Below are 20,736 nucleotides of genomic sequence, written 5' to 3'. Positions count from 1 at the left end.
TCAGAGCACCTTCTTGTCGGTCGTGCCGTCGGCCGGGGCGCTGGTGGCTCCCTCGCCCGGGCCGGAAACGGAATTGTCCCCCGAGTCGTCCCCCGGTCCGCCGGTCGGGTCGCCGGGTGAGCCGCCCGCGGCCGGCCGCACGTCCCAGGGCCCGTCCTCGTCTTCCCGGGGCGGACGGCGCAGCAGGGCGATCGAGCCGGAGACCGTGGTGGCCCGCAGTCTGCCGCTGCCCGTACCGAGCCGGCCGGTGATCCGCTTGGCGCCCCACTGGCCGCTGACCCTGAGGTCCTCGAAGGCGTTGGAGACCGAGCCGCTCGCGGTGTTCGCCTCCACTTCCGCGTCCGCCGGATGCGGAAGACGGATGGCGATCTCGCCCGAGACGCTCGTCAGGCTGACGTCGGTCGGGCGGCCCGCCGGGTCCAGGTCCACGATCATCGAGCCGCTCACGGAGTCCGCCTTCACCGAGGAGCCGGCGCCGTCCACCACGGTCAGGTCCCCGGAGACGGAGTTGAAGCGCAGGTCCCCGCTGAGGGCCTGCGCCTCGACGTTGCCCGACACGGTGTCCGCGCGTACGGGCCCGCCGAGCCCCACCAGGGTCGTGTCACCGGAGGCACCCTTGAGCTCCGTACGGCCGTCGATGCCGGAGACCATCGCGGCGGCGCTGACCACGCCCACCTCCACGCGCGTGTGCGCCGGGACCGCCAGCGAGACGACGGCGCTGCGCCGCCAGCCCTTGCGGTCGAGCCACTTCAGGAATCCCTTCCAGGGCAGGGCCTCGTACGCCACCGTCAGTGTGCCGTCCCGCTGGGTGACCACAAGGGGTGGTCCCTCTATGTCGGAGACCTCCAGGCGTGCGGAACCCTCGTCCGTGCCCACGACGTTCACCGTGCCGTTGACGATGCGCACGTGGAGTTCGCTCACGGGCTTGTCGAAGGTGAGCTTCATCGGCTCCGCGACGGACCACTCGGACATGGACAGACCTCCTCGACACGCCATATCGCGTCTAACGTGAAACACGATATATCGCGGCCGCGGAAAGTCAAGACACTCGTTCGCGTGATCGCACATCCCTCCAAACGGACAAATTGTCCTAGCGTGTGAGCATGTCGACGGATGAGTTCGCGGCCGGTGGACGGGCCGCCGGTCCCGCGCCCGGTGCCCTGCTGCTGTGCCGTGCGGACCCCGCGTCTGTCCTCTCCGTCGCTCCCCTGCTGCGCGAGCCCATGCACATCGCCCCGGCCGGTGAGGAGTGGAGCGTCCTGGTCCCTGAGGGCGGTCCCTGGCTGCACGGCGGCGAACCGGTCGACCGCGTCACCACCGGCTGGGCCACGGCCCTGGCCGTCGCCGCCCCCTGGCCCGTCCTCGCCCTGTGGTGGGACGCCGACCGCGCGGGCTGCACCCTCGCCTCCGGTTTCCGCCGACCGGTCGGCTACGTCTGGCTCAGGAACGGCACCCCGGCCGGCGAGGAGGAGGCCATGCGCACCTTCGCCGCTCGCCTGGGCCTGGATCCCGTCCTGGACATGCAGGACCTGGACCACCTCACGAAACCGGACGCCGCGGCCGACGCCCGCGCCCGGATGCGGGGCCTGCTGGCCGTCCTCACACGTACGGGTGTCCTGCTGCCCGACGGACTGGCCCCCGGCGAGCCCGCCGACCGCCTCCGCGAGGCCGCCCGGCACCATCCCGGCACACGCGCGGTGGAGCCACCGGGAGCACAGGAGGCGCCCCACACGGAGGGCGACACGGCCGCCCGGGGCAGCCGCCTCGGCCCCTGGCCACCCTGGCCGCCCTGGGCGGGCGGCCCCGGCGCCCGCGCCCTCGCCCTGGCCCAGGTGGCGGCAGGACTGCCGCTCACGGCCTGGGGTGTACGACGCCGCAGCGGCGGCTGGATCGCGACGGGGGCGCTCCTGCTGGCGCACGGCGCACTGGGCTTGGCGTACGAGGTGACGCATCCGCGCGACTGACTGGGCCGGAGCGGGGGAGGGGCGCCGCGCGGCAGGTGCGGGCCTCGCATGGAACGGTCGCGTGTGGCACGGGCGGCGGGTGGCGCGGGTCCCGCAAGCGAGGGCTGCGCACGGCGGGTGTCCCTACCGCGAGGAGCTGCGCACGGCAGGTGTCCCGTACCGCGAGGGCTGTGTACGGCGCGCGGGCTGCGCGTGGACGGCGCCGGCTGTAGCGTTCCGGAGTCGGCAAGACACCAAAGGGGCGCCCGGAGGCGCCCCGCCGCTGGGTCCTGCCCGATCTACTCGTCGTCCTCGTCGTCCAGTCGGGCCAGCCAGGTTGCCAGGCGTTCCACCGGCACCTCGAAGTCGGGGTTCAGGTCGACGAACGTCCGCAGCTGTTCGGCGAGCCACTCGAAGGTGATCTCCTCCTCGCCGCGTCGCTTCTCCAGTTCCTCGATGCCACGGTCCGTGAAGTACATGCGGTCAAGGATATGTGGGCGCATGCGGCCGGGCCGCACCCCCGACGAGGGGATGCGGCCCGGTGACGCGTGACCCTGCGAGGCTACGCCTCGAACACCTCACGCACCAGCTGCTCCTGCTCGGCCTGGTGCCGCTTCGCGGAACCCACCGCCGGGGACGAGCTGTGCGGGCGCGAGATGCGGCGCAGGCGCTCGCCGGGCGGAATGTCCGCGCCGACCGCCAGGTCGAGGTGGTCGATCAGGTTGAGCGCGATGAACGGCCAGGCACCCTGGTTCGCCGGCTCCTCCTGGGCCCACAGGTACTTCTCGGCGTTCGCGTACTTCTTGATCTCGGCCTGGAGCTCGGCACCCGGCAGCGGGTACAGCCGCTCGAGGCGGATGATCGCGGTGTCCGTGACGCCCCGCTTCTGCCGCTCGGCGTCGAGGTCGTAGTAGACCTTGCCGGAGCAGAAGACGACCTTGCGGACGGCGGCCGGGTCGACCGAGCTGTCGCCGATGACCGGGCGGAACTGGCCCGTGGTGAACTCCTCCGCCTTCGAGGCCGCCGCCTTCAGGCGCAGCATCGACTTCGGGGTGAAGACGACCAGCGGCTTGTGGTGCGGGTTGTGCACCTGCCACCGCAGGAGGTGGAAGTAGTTCGACGGGGACGTCGGCATCGCGACCGTCATGTTGTTCTGCGCGCACAGCTGCAGGAAGCGCTCCGGGCGGGCCGAGGAGTGGTCCGGGCCCTGGCCCTCGTAGCCGTGCGGGAGGAGCAGGGTGACGCCGGAGGTCTGGCCCCACTTCTGCTCCGCCGAGGAGATGAACTCGTCGACGACCGTCTGGGCGCCGTTGACGAAGTCGCCGAACTGGGCCTCCCACAGCACGAGCGCGTCGGGCCGGGCCAGCGAGTAGCCGTACTCGAAGCCCATCGCCGCGTACTCGGACAGCAGGGAGTTGTACACGTTCAGCCGCGCCTGGTCCTCGGAGAGGTACTGCAGCGGCGTGTACTCCTCGCCCGTGTTGCGGTCGATGATCACCGCGTGCCGCTGGCCGAACGTCCCGCGCTGCGAGTCCTGGCCCGCCAGGCGGACCGGGACGCCCTCCAGGAGCAGCGAGCCGAAGGCGAGGGTCTCGCCCATGCCCCAGTCGATCGTGCCGTCCTCGACCATCGCCGCCCGGCGCTGCAGCTGCGGCAGCAGACGCGGGTGGACGGTGATGTGGTCGGGGATGTTGACCTGGGACTCGGCGATCCGCTTGACGACCTCCGTGGTCACCGCGGTGTTCACGGCGACCGGGAACTCGGCCTGCGGGTCGGAGGTCTCCACGATCGTGGGCTGCGAGGTGGCCTCGCGGACCTCGGTGAAGACCTTCTCCAGCTGGCCCTGGTAGTCCTGCAGCGCCTGCTCGGCCTCCTCCAGCGTGATGTCGCCGCGACCGATCAGGGACTCGGTGTACAGCTTGCGCACCGAGCGCTTCTTGTCGATCAGGTCGTACATCAGCGGCTGGGTGAAGGCGGGGTTGTCCGACTCGTTGTGACCGCGGCGGCGGTAGCAGATGAGGTCGATCACCACGTCCTTGTTGAAGGCCTGGCGGAACTCGAAGGCCAGGCGCGCCACGCGGACGCAGGCCTCCGGGTCGTCGCCGTTGACGTGGAAGATCGGGGCCTCGATCATGCGGGCCACGTCCGTCGCGTACATCGACGAACGCGAGGACTCCGGGGCGGCGGTGAAGCCGACCTGGTTGTTGATGACGATGTGGACCGTGCCGCCGGTGCGGTAGCCGCGCAGCTGCGACATGTTCAGGGTCTCGGCCACCACGCCCTGGCCCGCGAAGGCCGCGTCGCCGTGGATCGCGACCGGCAGGACCGTGAAGTCCGTACCGCCCTTGTTGATGATGTCCTGCTTGGCGCGGGCGACGCCCTCCAGGACCGGGTCCACCGCCTCCAGGTGCGAGGGGTTGGCCACGAGCGAGACCTTGATCTGCTCGCCGTCCAGGCCGGTGAAGGTGCCCTCGGCGCCCAGGTGGTACTTCACGTCGCCGGAGCCGTGCATCGACTTCGGGTCGAGGTTGCCCTCGAACTCGCGGAAGATCTGCGCGTACGACTTGCCGACGATGTTGGCGAGCACGTTCAGGCGGCCGCGGTGGGCCATGCCGATGACGACCTCGTCCAGCCGCGACTCGGCGGCGGAGTCGAGCACCGCGTCGAGCAGCGGGATGACGGACTCGCCGCCCTCCAGGGAGAAGCGCTTCTGGCCGACGTACTTCGTCTGCAGGAACGTCTCAAAAGCCTCGGCAGCGTTCAGGCGCCGCAGGATGCGCAGCTGCTCCTCGCGCTCCGGCTTGGAGTGCGGGCGCTCCACGCGGTCCTGGATCCACTTGCGCTGCTTGGGGTCCTGGATGTGCATGAACTCGATGCCGGTGGTGCGGCAGTACGAGTCGCGCAGCACGCCGAGGATGTCGCGCAGCTTCATCATCGACTTGCCGGCGAAGCCGCCGACGGCGAACTCGCGCTCCAGGTCCCACAGCGTGAGCCCGTGCTCGACGATGTCGAGGTCGGGGTGCTTGCGCTGGCGGTACTCCAGCGGGTCGGTGTCGGCCATCACGTGGCCGCGGACCCGGTAGGAGTGGATCAGCTCGAAGACGCGGGCGGCCTTGGTGACGTCGTCGTCGTGGCTGGCGTCGATGTCCTTGAGCCAGCGGACCGGCTCGTAGGGGATGCGCAGCGCCTCGAAGATGTCGTCGTAGAAGCCGTTCTCGCCGAGCAGCAGGTTCGCGACCTGGCGGAGGAACTCGCCGGAGGCGGCGCCCTGGATCACCCGGTGGTCGTAGGTCGACGTGAGCGTCATGACCTTGGAGATGCCGAGCTTGTTCAGGGTGTCCTGGCTGGTGCCCTGGAACTCCGCCGGGTAGTCCATGGAGCCGACGCCCATGATCACCGACTGGCCGGGCATCAGGCGCGGCACCGAGTGGACCGTGCCGAGGCCGCCGGGGTTGGTCAGGGAGACCGTGACGCCGGTGAAGTCGTCCATCGTCAGCTTGCCGTCGCGGGCGCGGCGGACGATGTCCTCGTAGGCCTGCCAGAACTCGAAGAAGTTCAGGGTCTCGGCCTTCTTGATCGCCGCGACGACCAGCTGGCGGTCGCCGTTCGGCTTCACCAGGTCGATGGCCAGACCGAGGTTGACGTGCTCCGGCTTGACCAGGGTGGGCTTGCCGTCCACCTTCGCGAACGACCAGTTCATCGACGGCATCGCCTTGATGGCCTGGACCATCGCGTAGCCGATGATGTGCGTGAAGGAGATCTTCCCGCCGCGGGCCCGCTTGAGGTGGTTGTTGATGACGATGCGGTTGTCGAACAGCAGCTTCACCGGGACCGCCCGCACGGACGTGGCCGTGGGCAGCTCCAGCGAGGCGTCCATGTTCTTCGCCACGGCGGCGGCGGGGCCCCGCAGCACGACCTGCTCGGGACCCGCGGGGGCCTCGGCGGCGGGTGCGGCCTTCGGCTTCGCTGCGGCGGGCTTGGCGGCCGGAGCCGGAGCGGCGGCCTTCGCGGGAGCCGGGGCCTGCGCGGCGGGCTGCGCCTGAGCGGGAGCCTGCGCGGCGGCGGGCTTCGCGGCCGCGGGGGCGGGGGCCGCAGCCGGGGGCTGGGCCGGGGCGGCGGGAGCCGCCTGCTGGGCCGTGCTGGTGGTCCCCGCGGCCCCCGCGGCCGCGGTACCCGCCGGAGCCGGGGTGGCAGCGGCCCCCGGCTTGTAGTCGGCGAAGAAGTCCCACCAGGCGCGGTCTACCGAATTGGGGTCCTGGAGGTACTGCTGATAGATCTCGTCGACGAGCCACTCGTTGGGGCCGAACGCCGCGGCGGGGTTCTTGCCCGCCTGGTCGGAGTCGGTCGAGATGCTCGAGTTACTGGGGGACTGTGGCGACACGGCGGCAACCGCCCTCTTCCGCTTCACAAGGTGATGGACAGCGGGAATAAAGGCTACGCCTCCCGGACCGGGAAGGTCAGGTCGGGCCCGTTCATCGTCGCGTAAGTCACATCTCAGAGCGTGTTTCGGGCCTGGAAATGGCGGGAAACAAGCGTGGTTCCGCTTCAGATGGGAAGGGCCGACCCGGACCCGGCGCCTGGAACACGCGGGCCTTGCCTGATCACACGTGTCCGCCAGCGCGGACGCGTACGGATCTTGTGGCTCCGCTTCGAACTTTACGTCAACTTGGCACAGAAGGCAGTCCCGGAAGGGTGACAAGAATCCGGCAACCCCGCTCGGATTCGGCCACTCCGATCCGGCCGCCGTGCAGATCCACCGCCCAGCGGGCGATCGCCAGGCCCAAACCCGTGCCGCCGTCGCTGCCCGGGCCCTGCGGCCGGGAGGCGCTACCCCGGTTGAAACGCTCGAAGACCTTGTGCCACTCGGACTTGGGAATGCCGGGGCCCTCGTCCAGGACCTCCAGCTCCAGCGACTCCGGCTGCGCTCCGCGCCGCGCCTTGACCGTCACCCGGCCGTGCGGCGGGCTGTGCTTGACCGCGTTGTCGATGAGGTTGGCGACGACCTGGTGGATGCGTTCCGGGTCGGCGTGCGCGGTGAGTTCGGGGGGCGAGACGTCGAGGTGCAGATGGACGTCGGTACGGGTGTGACTGCCCGACCCCGTGGCGATGCCGGCCCGCACGGAGGCGACCATGTTGGCCTCCTTCAGCACGCCCGACAGGTACGGCCACACCTCGAACCGCCGCTTCTTCAGCGGGACGACGCCGTTGTCGAGGCGGGACAGGTCCAGCAGCGTCTCCACCAGCCGGCCCAGCCGCTCGGTCTGCTTCAGGGCCGTGCGCATCGTCTCCGGGTCGGCCTCCGTGACACCGTCGACGATGTTCTCCAGCACCGCGCGCAGCCCCGCGATGGGCGTGCGCAGCTCGTGCGAGACGTTGGCGACCAGCTCCTTGCGCTGCCGGTCCTGGGCCTCCAGCTCGTCGGCCATGACATTGATCGTCTGCGCCAGGTCGCCCAGCTCGTCACGGCGGTTCTCGCTCACCCTGCGGGTGTAGTCGCCCTGCGAGATCGACCGGGCCACGGTGTTCATCTCGTCCAGCGGCGCGGTCAGCGAGTGCGCCACGAACTGCGTGATGAGCAGGGTGGCGATCATCGAGAAGACCGTGATGAAGCGCAGCTCGGTCTTGGTGTGCACCGCGATCATCGACAGTCCGGTGGTGATCAGCACCGAGATGACCACCAGGACGGTCAGCTTGGTCTTGATCGAGAAAGGGCGTACGCCGCCCCAGGGTTCGAACTCCCCGGGGCCTCTCCGTCCGGCCGGCCCGGCGCTCATGGCGTCGGCGTCTCCAGGGCGTAGCCGACACCGTGCACGGTGCGGATCCGCTCGGCGCCGATCTTCCGGCGCAGCGCCTTGATGTGGCTGTCGACGGTCCGGGTGCCGGAGGCGTCCGCCCAGTCCCACACCTCGGCCAGCAGCTGCTCACGGGAGAGCACCGCGCGCGGGGTGTTCGCCAGGCACACCAGCAGGTCGAACTCGGTGGGCGTCAGGTGGACGTCCTCACTCTTGACCCGCACTCGGCGCTGCGCGTGGTCGATCTCCAGTTCGCCCAGCCGCAGGATGCCGCTGCGCGGCGTAGCGGCGGCCAGCGCCGCGCGCTCCACACGGCGCAGCAGCACGTGCACGCGTGCGGCCAGTTCCCGCATCGAGAACGGTTTGGTCATGTAGTCGTCCGCGCCGACGCCCAGCCCGACGAGCATGTCGGTCTCGTCGTCGCGCGCGGTCAGCATCAGCACCGGCACCGGCCGCTGGGCCTGCACGCGCCGGCAGACCTCCAGACCGTCGAAGCCCGGCAGCATGATGTCGAGAATCAGCAGGTCGGGCTGCCATGCCTCCGCCGTGTCGACCGCGGCCGGACCGTCGCCCGCCGTTTGCACCAGGAATCCCTCGGCGCGCAGGCGGGTCGCGATGGCGTCCACGATCGTCGCGTCGTCCTCGACCACCAGGACCCGGCGCTGTGCGCCCGGGGTAGCCGCCGCCGTGCCGTTGTGGGAGGTGTGTGTCTGCTCCATCGCCCGCCCCTGAGGTGCTATTTCCGGAACCAGTGGGGTGATTCCTCGGTCTGCGCATGGTTGCGATTGACGCTTGAATGATCGGCGTCAGGGCAGCAGCGTACGGGGAGTCACCACGCCTTTGCTATCCAGGTCGGACGCAGAGATGCACGACGTCCGGAACGCCCCGGGCAACCGGGATCTCTTCGGTACGCACCTGTTGGAACCCGGCATTCCACAAGGTTTCTTCGAATTCCGGAGACGGCTGCGCCGACCACACCGCCAGCACCCCGCCCGGCCTCAACACGCTTGCGCAGGCGGCGAGTCCGGCGGGGGAGTAGAGACTTCCGTTGTCTTCGGTGACGGTCCAGCCGGGCCCGTTGTCGATGTCGAGGCACAGGGCGTCGTACGTGTCGGATGTCTCATTGACGTACGCCCGCAGATCGGATTCCGCGATTTTCGTGCGCGGATCGGCGAGAGCCCGCGCGGAGAGCTCGGACAGGGGACCGTCGAGATGCCAGTCGATGACGGCCCGCTCGCGTTCCACGACCGTGATCCGTCCCCAGCGGGGATTCGCGGCGGCGTGTGCGAGCGAGAAGCCGACGCCGAGTCCGCCGATGAGCAGGTCGGGCTTGTCGCGCCCGTCCAGGGCGTCGAGCGCGGCGTCGACCAGCCGGCGCTCCGAGCGGCCGTCGGAGGTGTCCATCAGGAAACAGCCGTTCGCGATGATCTGCAACAGGCCGCCGTGCCTGCGCAGCACGACCTCGCCGTGCGGGCCCTCGCGGCGGTCCAGGACTTCGGGATGGCCGTACGAGGTGGGCATGCGGCCATCCTGGCAGATCCTCCAAGGAAGCTTCACCGAATATTTCGCGAGCGGTCATCGGCGAGCGGCGCTGGGCGTGCCGTGATCGACGTGCGGGCGTCGGCGAGCGGTGATCGGCAGGCGGTCATCGGTGTGCGGGCGTCGGCAGGCGGCCATCCGGGCAGCGGCCATCCGGCCATCGGTCACCCGGCTACCCGGCCACCCCGTCATGGGCTCGGCGAGGGGCGCCGGGCGGGGGAGAAGAGAGGTCCCGGGTACGGGGGAGAAGCCCCAGGTGCGGGTGAGAGGCCCCGGGTGAGGTTGAGAGGTTGCTGAGAATCGCCGCGCGGGTGGCGCCGGTCACAGACACGGCCGCCCGGAGCGCGAAGGGTGGGGCGGAACGGAAGGAGCGCCTCACCGTGGAACGGACCGTGCCGGCCGACGAGCCGACCACACCCGCGCCCGAGGGAGCGCCCCTTCCGCACCCCGCCGGGCTGCTCGACGGGGTGCCGGGGCAGGGGAGGCCGCGGGAACGACGGGCGGCGTCTTCGGACGCGGCCCCGTTGGACGCCGGGGTGGACCGCCGGGCTGCGGTTTCGTCGGTGGACGGGGTGGATTCCGGGGCCGCGGCTCCGTTGGCTGCCGGCTCGCACTCCCTGCCCACAGGTCCGTTGGTCGCCGAGACGGATTCGCCGGCCGGGGGTTCGGTGGTGGCCGGGTGCGACTCCCTGGCTGGGGGTTCGGTGGTGGCCGGGTGCGGCTCCCCGGCCGCAGGCTTGTTGGTGGCCGGTTCCGGCCTCCCGGCCACAGGTCCGTCGGACGCCGGGCCTGGGCACCTCGCCGCGGAGGGGGTGGCCCCCGGGCGGGCCCGTTTCCGTCGCCTCCCTCGCCTGCCGCGTCTGTGGCGGCTCCTGCCCACTCCCGTCGGTACGCCGTTCACCTTCGCCTATGCCGCCGTCCTCGCGATGACCTCGCTGGTCGCCGCGTGGGGCGATCCGGCCCTCGTCCACACGCTCCAGCAGGGTTCCAGCACCGACGTGGCGCACCTCGTACGGACGCCCACGCTGGTGATGCTGACCAGCGCCCTGTGGATCGCGGGCGGGATCCTGTCGCCGTACGCGATCGGCTTCCTGCTCGTGCTGACCGCGCTGGAGCGGCGGATCGGCCGGCTGCGTACGGCCGGTGTCTTCCTGCTGGGGCATGTTCTGGCCACCCTCGCCACCGAGGTCCCCGTCGGGATCGCGGTACTGGTCGGCCACCTCCCCGAAAGCTCCCTGCACCGGCTGGACTTCGGGATCAGCTTCGGCGTCGCCGCGGGCACCGGCGCCCTGGCCGGTCTCCTCACCCCGTGGCTGGGCATGCCGCTCCTGGCCCTCTTCGCCGGGATGCTGGTCGAGGACCTGGTCGAGTTCACGGACCCGATGACCAACTGGGGCCACCTGATCGCCCTGGCGATCGGCGTGGCGACCTGGCCGCTGCTGCGGCGCCGGTACGGCCGGCGACGGGGGGAGCGGCGCCGGCGGCCGGCTCACGGAACCGTCCGCAGGCTCTGAGAGGACCCTTTCGTTCCCACGAATGTCGCGCTGGTGAGCGGCGCCACGACCCGCCACCCCAGCGTCTCGTACAAGGCCCGGCCCGCCTCCGTGCCCGCCAACACGCCCGTCTCGGCGCCCTGTTCGGCCGCCGCCCGCTGAAGTGTCCGCATGACCAGGCTGCCGAGCCCGCGACGGCGGTGCGCCGGGGAGGTCTCGATCTGGTCGGCGACCGCTGTCGTGCCGGTCGGGGCGATCTGGCCCCGCGCGGCCCACGAACCGTCGGGCGCGGCGATCATCGCGCGGACGACGCCGCCCCGCGACCAGGTGCGCAGCCGGTAGCCGGGGGGTGGAGGGGGAGGGGGTCCGTCCGTTGTCGTCAGCGGCACGGTCATCAGATGGCCGGGCTCCGGGTCGATCCACCAGCACGCGTCGAGCCACCCGCCGACCACCGCCGGGTCCTCGAACACCTTCAGCCACACCCCGGCGCCGGTCACCGCGCCCGCGACCTTCCGTACGGCCGTCTCGTCGACCTCGTTCTCGTCGTCGCCGACCGGGCCGAACACGTGCCGGGTGACATGGCCCTCGGTGCCGACGTCGATCGTGCAGCCCCACGGCTCGATCACCGGCGGAGCCGCTCCGCGCGAGACGACCCACCCCTCCACCCAGGCCCCTCACGATCCTGTCCACGTCCACTCCCTGTAATAGGCTCACTGTATTGCTGGTCATTACCTCTCCTTGCCCGGCGCGACGATATGGGAGGCAACGTCCCTCTCGGCACCTCTGATCGCTCACGGCGAACGAACGCGGGGGAACAATCGAAGGCTCAGAGGCATTGAGTCGGCATAACTCAACTTGACTGCCGAAGGGGAGATCATGGCTACTGAGTCCTCGGCCACCACACCGCTCACCCTGCCCGTGCTGCCGCTCGACGACGAGGTCGTGCTGCCCGGAATGGTGGTCCCGCTGGACCTGAGCGACTCCGAGGTGCGCGCGGCGGTGGAGGCAGCGCAGGCCGCCGCCAGGTCGGAGCCGGGGAAGCCCAGGGTGCTGCTCGTGCCGCGCGTCGACGGCACGTACGCCGGCACCGGTGTCCTCGGCACGGTCGAGCAGGTCGGCAGGCTCGCCGACGGTGACCCGGGCGCCCTGATCCGCGGCCGGGGCCGGGTGAAGATCGGCGCCGGGACGACCGGGCCGGGTGCGGCGCTGTGGGTCGAGGGCACGACGGTCGACGAGCGTGTGCCGGACCCGCTGCCGGGACACGTCACCGAGCTGGTCAAGGAGTACAAGGCCCTGGCCACCGCCTGGCTGCGCAAGCGCGGCGCCTGGCAGGTCGTCGACCGGGTCCAGGCCATCGACGACGTCTCCGCGCTCGCCGACAACTCCGGCTACTCGCCCTTCCTGACCACCGATCAGAAGGTACAGCTGCTGGAGACCGCCGACCCGGTCGCCCGCCTGAAGCTCGCCACCCAGCAACTGCGCGAGCACCTCGCCGAGCAGGACGTCGCCGAGTCCATCGCCAAGGACGTCCAGGAGGGCGTCGACAAGCAGCAGCGCGAGTTCCTGCTGCGGCGTCAGCTGGAGGCGGTCCGCAAGGAGCTGCGCGAGCTCAACGGCGAGAAGGAGGGCGAGGAGTCCGACGACTACCGCGCCCGCGTCGAGGCCGCCGACCTGCCCGAGAAGGTCCGTGAGGCCGCGCTGAAGGAGGTCGACAAGCTGGAACGCGCCTCCGACCAGTCGCCCGAGGGCTCGTGGATCCGCACCTGGCTCGACACGGTCCTGGAGATGCCGTGGAACGAGCGGACGCAGGACGCGTACGACATCCAGGGCGCCAAGGCGGTGCTGGACGCCGAGCACGCCGGCCTGGAGGACGTGAAGGAGCGGATCACCGAGTACCTCGCGGTGCGCAAGCGGCGTACCGACCGGGGTCTGGGCGTGATCGGCGGCCGGCGCGGCGGTGCCGTGCTCGCCCTAGTGGGCCCGCCCGGCGTCGGCAAGACCTCGCTCGGCGAGTCCGTCGCCCACGCGATGGGGCGCAAGTTCGTCCGCGTCGCGCTCGGCGGTGTCCGGGACGAGGCGGAGATCCGCGGGCACCGGCGTACGTACGTCGGCGCGCTGCCCGGCCGGATCGTGCGCGCCGTCAAGGAGGCCGGGTCGATGAACCCGGTCGTGCTGCTCGACGAGATCGACAAGGTGGGCTCCGACTTCCGGGGCGACCCGGCCGCGGCCCTCCTCGAAGTGCTGGACCCGGCGCAGAACCACACTTTCCGGGACCACTACCTGGAGGTCGAGCTCGACCTGTCCGACGTGGTGTTCCTCGCCACCGCCAACGTCCTGGAGGCCATCCCTGAGGCGCTGGCCGACCGTATGGAGATCGTCCGGCTGGACGGCTACACCGAGGACGAGAAGATCGTCATCGCCCGCGACCACCTGCTGCCGCGCCAGCTGGAGCGGGCCGGGCTGGACGAGGACGAGGTCGTCATCGACGAGGGCGCGCTGCGCAAGCTCGCCGGCGAGTACACGCGCGAGGCGGGCGTGCGGAACCTGGAGCGGTCCATCGCGCGGCTGCTGCGCAAGGTCGCGGCCCAGCACGAACTGGGCGAGCGGGAGCTGCCGTTCACCGTCCGTGAAGGCGACCTGCGCGGCCTGATCGGCCGGCCGCACCACGTGCCCGAGTCCGCCCAGGACCCGGCCGAGCGGCGGACGTCGGTGCCGGGCGTGGCCACCGGCCTGGCGGTGACGGGGGCGGGCGGTGACGTGCTGTACGTCGAGGCGTCGCTGGCCGACCCGGAGACGGGCGCGGCGGGCCTGACCCTGACGGGCCAGCTGGGCGACGTGATGAAGGAGTCGGCGCAGATCGCGCTCAGCTTCCTGCGGTCGCACGGCGCCGAGCTCGAACTGCCGGTGGGCGATCTGAAGGACCGGGGCGTGCACATCCACTTCCCGGCGGGCGCGGTCCCCAAGGACGGCCCGAGCGCCGGCATCACGATGACGACGGCCCTGGCGTCGCTGCTGTCGGGCCGCCTGGTCCGCACGGACGTGGCCATGACCGGCGAAATCTCCCTGACCGGCCGGGTCCTGCCCATCGGCGGCGTCAAGCAGAAGCTGCTCGCCGCGCACCGGGCGGGCGTCACCACCGTGATCATCCCCAAGCGCAACGAGCCGGACCTGGACGACGTCCCGGCCGAGGTGCTGGACAAGCTCGACGTCCACACCGTCACCGACGTCCGCCAGGTCCTGGAGCTGGCGCTGGCACCGGCCACGAACGGCGCGGCGCCGGAGGTTCCGGTGGCGGCGTGACGGACGCCACCGGATGAGGAAGGCCCGGGCCCCGCGAGGGAGACCCGGGCCTTCACACGGGTGGACGTCGTCCCGGGCGCGAGCGGACATGCCCTTGATCACTGCTGCCCCGGCAAGGAAGCTACGCACGTAGAACGCGGGCCGGGAAGAGGGCCGCGAGCTGCCGTTGGTCTACGCCTGCGAAATACTGGCGGAGCTGCGACGGTGGCGGCGACGGGCGGAACGTTTCCGGACCGGGAACACTCGAGGCAGGGGCTGACGTGCACGAAGACGGAAACGGCGACGCAGGAGTCGAATCCGGTGTCGAATCCCGCGTCGGATCCGACGTGTCCGGAAGCGGCGTCGACCAGCCCGGCTTCCTGGCGCTCGAGCGGGAGTTGACGGTGCTCCTGCGGCGCGCCCGCGCCAACCAGGGGGAGATGGCCCGCGAGGTCCACCCGGACCTGGAGTCGTCCGCGTACGGACTCCTCGTACGGCTGGACGAGGGCGGCCCGCAGCGGGCCACCGAGCTCGCCGCCTACATCGGCGTCGGCAAGGCCACCATGTCTCGCCAACTGCGCGCTCTGGAGCAGCTCGGCCTGGTCGCCCGCGAGCCGGACCCCGCCGACGGCCGCGCCTGGCTGATCGCCCTCACCCAGGAGGGCCAGGACCGGGTGCGCCGTGTCCGCGAGGCCCGCCGCGCCCGCTACGCCCGCCGCCTCGCCGACTGGGACCCCGGCGAGGTCACCGAGCTGGCGCGGCTGCTGCACGAGCTCAACCGGGGGATGGAGAAGTAGCCGCCGACACGGTCCTGAACCCGCCCGTCCGCGCACGCACCGTCCAAGAACCCGCACGTCCAGGCCCTCACTCCGTCCGGGCTCGCGGTGTCCGTGCATGGCTCCTCGGGACGCTGTTCCGTCGAGACGCTGCTTCGTCCGGGCCCCGTCCGCCCGGGCCCCGCACCCTCCAGACCCGGCTTCCCGCAGGCCCCCACGTCCGGGCCTCTCTCCGCCCTGGACTCCGCACCTCCGCCGTACGCCGTCCGGTTTCTTTCCGGGTCCGCACGTCCGGCCCCACACCCTCCAGGCCCGTTCCCCCAGGTCCGTTCGCTCCAGGTCCCGCACGTTCGGGCCCGGCTCCGTCCTGGCCTCGTTCGGCCCGGCCGACGTCCAGCCCTACGGCTCCACGTACACCACCGTCGCGTCGTCGTGCCGCTTGCTCCGGCCCAGGAACACCCGTTCCGTGTCCGCCCGCTCCAACGCCCGTACGCGTTCCACCAGGGCCCGTGGGCCCTCCTTGCGCAGGAGGGTGACGCAGTCGGCCCAGTCGCCCTCGCGGAAGGTCTCCACCCAGCGTGTGGCCCCGTCCGTCAGGGCGGCCAGCGCACGGACGTCCCCGCGGGGCAGCACGCCCGTCACCGCCCGGCGGGCCACCGACGCGTCCGCGGCCGCCGTGAAGAAGCCGCCCTCCTTGTTGCGGACCGTGGCGTCCACCAGCGCGTCGCTGGCCAGGGCCGACCGGGGCAGGCGGGCCAGGCGGTCGTCCAGGACGGCGGTGACCGCTCCGCCGGGTGACTCGATCAGCAGGGCCGAGTCCGACAGGATTAGGTACTCGACCAGCTCCGCGGACCAGCGGGCCAGGACCACGGTCGCCTGGGGTGTCCGGGGGTGAGAAAGGTCACAGGTTGCGGCGTGCGCGCCGGCGGTGCGAGCGAGGGCGCGGGACAGGGCCTCGGCCAGGGGAACATCCGGGAGCGAAAGGGTCAGTTCGGTCAGCGCGCCACCGAGGCGCGCGGTGAACCAGGGGACCGAATGCAGACAACCGGTCTCGCCCCGCGGCGGCGTCACCCCGTCGAGCGCGACGAGCGAACCACCCTGTCCGGAGGCGGGTACTCCGACACTCGCGAAGTCCTCGTTGGGCCGACCCGGGGTGCCGGGCTCCGAAACTAGCTCAGTTCGCATCCAGCCAGTCTGCACGAGCCCTTCACAAGGTCCGCAAAAGGCTGGCATCGGTTGCCGAACCGGCGCACCCTCGCAGGTCAGGCGCCTGGTTTGGGAGGGAATGGCTGACTCCGGGAAGGCGTAGTGGCGAATACTGCCACCGGCCGCCGCCGACGTCCAACCGGCTTGCCGCGCAAGGTCGCTGCACGAGCCAGAGGAACTTGCCCCCCAACTCCCCTCCGATGTTCACTCCTTCGGGTGGCGGGTCAGGTGATGCGCGTTCACTGCCCACCGGCACTGGGAGGGTCGGGAACAGTACCTGGAGTGCACGCCAGTTGACAGAGCGTCACCCGGGCCCATGGGTACACGAGTCAGGAATGCGAGCACCGGTGCAGAAGACGCGGCCTCGTCGCACAGGCAAGCAGGCGGCCCCCGCGGAGGGCGCCGAGCAGACGACCCCCACCGGCAAGGGCCGCTCGACCCACGTGCGCAGCCGGCTGATCGTCGCCGTGGCCGTGGTGGCCGCCGCGATCGCGGGCGCCGGCACGCCCTCCGTCCTCGACGCCTCCGGGCAAGTCAGCGACACCCAGGACCTGGTGACGCTGGCCGAGCAGACCCAGGACGCCCTCATCCTGGCCCACTCCCTCGCCGACGAGCGGGACGAGGTCACCTCCTACATCGCGGCCGGCCGCCCCAAGTCCAAGGCGCCCTCCGAGCAGCACAGCGCCCGCGTCGACCGGCAGGTCGAGGAACTGCGCGCCGACTCCGACACCCCCGCCTCGCTGCGCGCCGACCTCGACGACATCGCCACCGTGCGCAGGGCGGCGCTCACCGGCAAGAGCGGCGCGCTGGAGGCCCACCAGGCCTACTCCGCCGCCATCACCGAACTGCACCGCCTCGCCGAGCGGCTGGCCCAGCAGCAGCCGCCGCGCGCGGGCTCCGGCGCGTACGCCCTGGCCGAACTGGACTCCGCCGTCCAGCAGGCCGCCGCCGCCCGCGGCCTGCTGCTCGCGGCCCTGAGCGTGCCGCGCAGCACCCAGACCGTCATCGACCCGGTCACCGGCCTGCCGACCACCACATCCACCTCCTCGGACGCCGACACCAGGACGCGCGACGCCCTGACCGCCGCCGCCCAGCAGGCCCGGCTGCGCTCCGACGCCGCCCTCGCCGACTTCCGCGACACCGCGCCCAAGTCCGCCCGCTCCTCGTACGACTCCACGGTCACCGGCCCCGAGGTCAACTCGGCCGAAAAGTACCTGGCCTCGCTCACCGACCAGCCGGCCCTCTCCGGCAGCGAACTCGGCACCAACGCCAAGAAGCTGCAAGCCGCCCTGTCCGCACGCGTCGACCTGATGCGCGGCGTGGAGTCCGCGCTGTTCGAGCAGCGCACCAAGGACCTCGAGGCGCTGCGCGACGACGACGTCACCGCCCTGGAGATCCGCATCGCGATCCTGGGCGCCCTGATGCTGCTCGCCGTCGGCATCGCCACCGCGATGGCCCGCACCCTCACCCGCCCGCTCGCCGTGCTGCGCCGCGGCTCGGCCCGCCTCGCCGAGGCCGAGAACCCGGCCGCCGAGGAGCCCGTCGCCTTCACCGGCCGCAACGACGAGTTCGCCCAGGTCGTCCGCTCCGTCAACGCCCTGCACGCGCACGCCGTCGCCCTCGCCGAGCGGGTCACCACCCTGGAGGCCGACCGCAAGCATCTCGTCGGCCAGCGCCAGAAGATGGCCGACGCCCGCGAGGAGCTGCGCGGCGAACTCGCCGAGGTCACCGCCCAGATGGAGCGGCTGCGCACGGCCATCGGCGGCACCTTCGTCAACCTGGCCCTGCGCACCCTCGGCCTGGTGGAGCGGCAGTTGACCGTCATCGAGGGCCTGGAGGAGCGCGAGCACGACCCGGACCGCCTCGCCACCCTCTTCAAGCTCGACCACTTCGCCACGGTCATGCGCCGGCACAGCGAGAACCTCCTCGTCCTCGCCGGTACCGAGCACGTCCAGCACGCCGCCGGGCCGGTTCCGCTCGTGGACGTCGTACGGGCCGCCGTCAGCGAGATCGAGCGCTACGAGCGGGTCCGCATCGCCGCGCTGCCGCCGCACGCGCACATCGCCGGGTTCGCCGCGGACGACCTCTCCCACCTGCTGGCCGAACTGATGGAGAACGCCACCTCGTTCTCCCCGCCCGACCTGCCCGTCGAGGTCTCCGGCTGGCTGCTGGAGAACGGCGAGGTCATGCTCTCGGTGCAGGACGAGGGCATCGGCATGGCCGAGGACCGCCTGGAGCGGCTCAACGCCCGCCTCGCCGACTTCGACCCCGAGTCCCCCTACGACCAGGAGGGGGAGGACGGTCTCGGTCTCGGCCTGTACGTGGTGGCCCGGCTCGCCCACCGGCACGGCGTGCGCGTACAGCTGCGCCAGCAGAAGCAGGGCGGTGTCGCGGCCGTCGTCGTGCTGCCCAAGTCCCTGCTCGCGTCCGCCCCGGCCGCCGCGGTCCCGTCCGCCGGCTCCGGCCCCGTCTCGGGCACCGCCCACGGCTTCTCCCTGCCGGGTGCCGACGCCGAGGCCAACTCCAACGTGCTGCGCAGCCGTTCGAAGAACGGGGACCCGCTGGTGGAGCTGGCGGAGAAGGCCGTACGGCGATCGGAGGCCGCCGCGGAGACGGAAGCCGCGAGGGAGCCGCAAGCCGCCGGGCAGCCGGAGGCCCCCGCCGAGACCACGATGGAGCTCCTGCTCCCGGCGCAGCAGCAGGACGAACCGGCCGCGCCGGGGGCCGAACCCGCGTCCGCCGACGGCGAGGAGGCCCCGCAAGGGCCACCCGCACCCGACGACCACAGCCGCACGGGCTTCGGCGGTGCGAGCCACTCCGCCGAAGCCGAAGCCGAAGCCCGCGCCGAAGCCGAAGCAGATGCGGAACACGGGAGCGCACCCGACGAGGAGGAACGCGTCACCGACAAGGGCCTCCCCAAGCGCACCCCGAAGATCACCGCCCCGGCCCAGGCTCCGCGCCAGCGGACCGCGTCCGTGGACGCCGACGCCCTGCGCCGCCGCCTGGGAGGCTTCCGCCGGGGGGCGGAAGCCGGCTACCGAGACGTGGAGGCGGAGATAGCCGAGCGGACCGGTCAGACCAGGTCACCCTACGCAGGAACCGCAGAATCCGAAGAAGTCACGGGGGGCACTGTCGAGGAGGCAAGCAGTTGACCGCGCCCAGTACCTTCGGACTGAGCAGTGAGGCCCGCAATCTCCACTGGCTGCTGACCAACCTCGTCGAGGAGGTGCCCGGCATCCTCTCGGTGGCGGTGGTCTCCTCGGACGGCCTGCTGCTGCTCTCTTCCGACCCCGGCCGAAACGAAGCGGCCCGCGTCTCCCGCGGCACGCGGCAGACGGGCCCGCGCGGCTCCGCCGCGGACCTGGCCACCATCGTCTCCGGCATCGGCAGCCTCACCGTCGGCGCCGCCAAGCTCATGCAGTACGGCGGGGTCAAGCACACGATGGTCGCGATGGACGAGGGCAGCCTGTTCGTGATGTCGATCAGCGACGGCTCGCTGCTCGGCGTCCACGGCTCCGCGGACTGCGACATGAGCGTGGTGGCGTACCACATGGCCCTGTTCGTCGGCCGCGCCGGCCACGTCCTGACACCGGAACTCCGCAACGAGCTCCGAAAATCCCTGGAGGGGTCCGAGACGACGGGGAGCGCGCGATGAGCGGTACGCCGAAGAACCAACTCCCGGTCCGCGGCGGCGACCGCAAACCCGCCCGCGTCCGTCCCTACTCGCTCACCGGCGGCCGGACCCGATTCGGTCACGTGCTGCTCGTCGAGACGTTCGTGGCGAGCACGGCGGCCCTGGAGGCCCCGGAGGAGCGCAAGGAGTTGACGAACGGCTCGCTGAGGTCGACGGTCATGCCGGAGATGCGGGCCATCGTCGAACTGTGCCGCCGTATGCGTACGGTGGCCGAGATCGCCGCGCTGCTGAAGATGCCGCTCGGTGTGGTCCGCGTGCTCCTGAGCGACCTCGCGGACCAGGGAAAGATCCGTGTGTACGGAACGGGAACCGGCCACGGCACGGGCCGGCCGGACCGCGCGCTGCTGGAAAGGGTGCTGAGTGGACTCCGTCGTCTCTGACGCCGCTCACGGTGTCTCTGGTGTTACCCCGCTCGTCGAGACCGACGAGACCTTGCAGCCCTGGCAGACGGACACCACCCGTGCCCCGGTCGCCACGAAGATCGTGGTGGCCGGCGGTTTCGGCGTCGGCAAGACCACGCTGGTGGGCGCCGTCTCGGAGATCACGCCCCTGGAGACCGAGGCGCTGATGACCGAGGCGAGCGAGGAGACCGACGACCTCACCGCCACGCCGGGCAAGCTCACCACCACCGTGGCCATGGACTTCGGCCGCATCACGCTCGACGACGACCTGGTGCTCTACCTGTTCGGCACGCCGGGCCAGCAGCGGTTCTGGTTCATGTGGGACGACCTGGTGCGTGGCGCGATCGGCGCGGTCGTCCTGGCCGACACCCGTCGTCTGAAGGACTGCTTCCCGGCGCTCGACTACTTCGAGAGCTGCGGGCTGCCGTACGTCGTCGCCGTCAACCACTTCGACGGCAGCGAGCTGTTCGAACCCGAGGACGTACGCGAGGCCCTCACCATTCCGTCACACATACCTGTCATGATCATGGACGCGCGGCGCCGGATCTCGGTCATCGAGACCCTCCTGGCCCTCGTGGCCCACGCGCTCGAGGAAACGCCCGAGTAGGGCCCG

General features: G+C 71.5%; 16 protein-coding genes. 8 read left to right on the top strand and 8 right to left on the bottom strand.

Features of this window, described 5'->3' with window-relative positions; all coding sequences use genetic code 11:
* A complete protein-coding gene (locus tag ACFPZJ_RS15280) occupies window positions 1-972 on the bottom strand; it encodes a DUF4097 family beta strand repeat-containing protein (protein WP_381021489.1) in 972 nt (323 codons plus the stop codon).
* A 131-nt stretch (window positions 973-1,103) separates the two neighbouring features.
* On the opposite strand from ACFPZJ_RS15280, the gene ACFPZJ_RS15275 reads away from it, so the two are divergent.
* Window positions 1,104-1,964 carry a hypothetical protein gene (locus ACFPZJ_RS15275; RefSeq protein WP_381021488.1) on the top strand — a complete coding sequence of 287 codons (861 nt, stop codon included), beginning with the start codon at window positions 1,104-1,106 and terminating at the stop codon, window positions 1,962-1,964.
* 278 nt (window positions 1,965-2,242) lie between these two features.
* On the opposite strand, the gene ACFPZJ_RS15270 is transcribed toward ACFPZJ_RS15275, so the two are convergent.
* The 5 genes from ACFPZJ_RS15270 to ACFPZJ_RS15250 form a co-directional block, all read right to left on the bottom strand.
* A complete protein-coding gene (locus ACFPZJ_RS15270; protein WP_028420339.1) occupies window positions 2,243-2,422 on the bottom strand; it encodes a DUF6104 family protein in 180 nt (59 codons plus the stop codon).
* Between the two features lie 83 nt (window positions 2,423-2,505).
* Window positions 2,506-6,324: a multifunctional oxoglutarate decarboxylase/oxoglutarate dehydrogenase thiamine pyrophosphate-binding subunit/dihydrolipoyllysine-residue succinyltransferase subunit gene (locus ACFPZJ_RS15265; RefSeq protein ID WP_381021487.1), complete on the bottom strand. Its 3,819-nt coding sequence runs from the start codon at window positions 6,322-6,324 to the stop codon at window positions 2,506-2,508.
* Window positions 6,325-6,604: 280 nt separating this feature from the next.
* Entirely contained in the window at window positions 6,605-7,717 is a 1,113-nt protein-coding gene (locus ACFPZJ_RS15260) for a sensor histidine kinase (protein ID WP_381021485.1), read from the bottom strand.
* Complete coding sequence (locus ACFPZJ_RS15255; RefSeq protein ID WP_381021483.1) at window positions 7,714-8,454, bottom strand: response regulator transcription factor; 741 nt, start codon at window positions 8,452-8,454, stop codon at window positions 7,714-7,716. The genes ACFPZJ_RS15260 and ACFPZJ_RS15255 overlap by 4 nt, the downstream gene beginning before the upstream one ends.
* A 124-nt stretch (window positions 8,455-8,578) precedes the next feature.
* The gene (locus tag ACFPZJ_RS15250) at window positions 8,579-9,256 is read right to left on the bottom strand and encodes a spermidine synthase family protein (RefSeq protein ID WP_381021482.1); all 678 of its coding nucleotides are present in this window, start codon (window positions 9,254-9,256) and stop codon (window positions 8,579-8,581) included.
* A 707-nt stretch (window positions 9,257-9,963) separates the two neighbouring features.
* On the opposite strand from ACFPZJ_RS15250, the gene ACFPZJ_RS15245 reads away from it, so the two are divergent.
* On the top strand, window positions 9,964-10,788 hold the full coding sequence (locus ACFPZJ_RS15245) for a rhomboid-like protein (protein ID WP_381022129.1): 825 nt from the start codon (window positions 9,964-9,966) through the stop codon (window positions 10,786-10,788).
* Here the strand turns inward: ACFPZJ_RS15245 and ACFPZJ_RS15240 are convergent.
* Window positions 10,764-11,393, bottom strand: coding sequence for a GNAT family N-acetyltransferase (locus ACFPZJ_RS15240; protein ID WP_381021481.1), 630 nt, complete (start codon window positions 11,391-11,393; stop codon window positions 10,764-10,766). The genes ACFPZJ_RS15245 and ACFPZJ_RS15240 overlap by 25 nt on opposite strands.
* 250 nt (window positions 11,394-11,643) lie before the next feature.
* Here ACFPZJ_RS15240 and lon point away from each other — a divergent pair, with 250 nt between their 5' ends.
* The gene (gene lon / locus ACFPZJ_RS15235) at window positions 11,644-14,067 is read left to right on the top strand and encodes an endopeptidase La (RefSeq protein ID WP_381021480.1); all 2,424 of its coding nucleotides are present in this window, start codon (window positions 11,644-11,646) and stop codon (window positions 14,065-14,067) included.
* 260 nt (window positions 14,068-14,327) lie between these two features.
* A complete protein-coding gene (locus ACFPZJ_RS15230) occupies window positions 14,328-14,843 on the top strand; it encodes a MarR family winged helix-turn-helix transcriptional regulator (protein WP_381021479.1) in 516 nt (171 codons plus the stop codon).
* Window positions 14,844-15,221: 378 nt separating this feature from the next.
* Here the strand turns inward: ACFPZJ_RS15230 and ACFPZJ_RS15225 are convergent, their stop codons facing one another.
* A complete protein-coding gene (locus ACFPZJ_RS15225; RefSeq protein ID WP_381021477.1) occupies window positions 15,222-16,007 on the bottom strand; it encodes a hypothetical protein in 786 nt (261 codons plus the stop codon).
* Between the two features lie 368 nt (window positions 16,008-16,375).
* Here ACFPZJ_RS15225 and ACFPZJ_RS15220 point away from each other — a divergent pair, with 368 nt between their 5' ends.
* The 4 genes from ACFPZJ_RS15220 to ACFPZJ_RS15205 are packed head-to-tail and all read left to right on the top strand — an operon-like array spanning window position 16,376 to window position 20,730.
* Window positions 16,376-19,180, top strand: a complete 2,805-nt coding sequence (locus ACFPZJ_RS15220) for a sensor histidine kinase (protein WP_381021476.1) — start codon at window positions 16,376-16,378, stop codon at window positions 19,178-19,180.
* A complete protein-coding gene (locus ACFPZJ_RS15215; protein ID WP_381021474.1) occupies window positions 19,177-19,683 on the top strand; it encodes a roadblock/LC7 domain-containing protein in 507 nt (168 codons plus the stop codon). The genes ACFPZJ_RS15220 and ACFPZJ_RS15215 overlap by 4 nt, the downstream gene beginning before the upstream one ends.
* Entirely contained in the window at window positions 19,680-20,102 is a 423-nt protein-coding gene (locus ACFPZJ_RS15210) for a DUF742 domain-containing protein (RefSeq protein WP_381021473.1), read from the top strand. Before ACFPZJ_RS15215 ends, ACFPZJ_RS15210 begins: the two co-directional genes overlap by 4 nt.
* Window positions 20,083-20,730 carry a GTP-binding protein gene (locus ACFPZJ_RS15205; protein ID WP_381021471.1) on the top strand — a complete coding sequence of 216 codons (648 nt, stop codon included), beginning with the start codon at window positions 20,083-20,085 and terminating at the stop codon, window positions 20,728-20,730. Before ACFPZJ_RS15210 ends, ACFPZJ_RS15205 begins: the two co-directional genes overlap by 20 nt.
* Window positions 20,731-20,736 lie beyond the last annotated feature (6 nt).

The organism is Streptomyces bullii, assembly GCF_042657145.1.
Taxonomy (GTDB): domain Bacteria; phylum Actinomycetota; class Actinomycetes; order Streptomycetales; family Streptomycetaceae; genus Streptomyces; species Streptomyces bullii.
This window is presented reverse-complemented; position numbering and strand designations above follow the sequence as displayed.

Bases quoted from the DNA above. Each gene is read 5' to 3' on its own strand.
- ACFPZJ_RS15280 (WP_381021489.1), bottom strand. From the start codon at position 972: ATGTCCGAGTGGTCCGTCGCGGAGCCGATGAAGCTCACCTTCGACAAG.
- ACFPZJ_RS15275 (WP_381021488.1), top strand. From the start codon at position 1,104: ATGTCGACGGATGAGTTCGCGGCCGGTGGACGGGCCGCCGGTCCCGCG.
- ACFPZJ_RS15270 (WP_028420339.1), bottom strand. From the start codon at position 2,422: ATGTACTTCACGGACCGTGGCATCGAGGAACTGGAGAAGCGACGCGGC.
- ACFPZJ_RS15260 (WP_381021485.1), bottom strand. From the start codon at position 7,717: ATGAGCGCCGGGCCGGCCGGACGGAGAGGCCCCGGGGAGTTCGAACCC.
- ACFPZJ_RS15255 (WP_381021483.1), bottom strand. From the start codon at position 8,454: ATGGAGCAGACACACACCTCCCACAACGGCACGGCGGCGGCTACCCCG.
- ACFPZJ_RS15250 (WP_381021482.1), bottom strand. From the start codon at position 9,256: ATGCCCACCTCGTACGGCCATCCCGAAGTCCTGGACCGCCGCGAGGGC.
- lon (WP_381021480.1), top strand. From the start codon at position 11,644: ATGGCTACTGAGTCCTCGGCCACCACACCGCTCACCCTGCCCGTGCTG.
- ACFPZJ_RS15225 (WP_381021477.1), bottom strand. From the start codon at position 16,007: ATGCGAACTGAGCTAGTTTCGGAGCCCGGCACCCCGGGTCGGCCCAAC.
- ACFPZJ_RS15210 (WP_381021473.1), top strand. From the start codon at position 19,680: ATGAGCGGTACGCCGAAGAACCAACTCCCGGTCCGCGGCGGCGACCGC.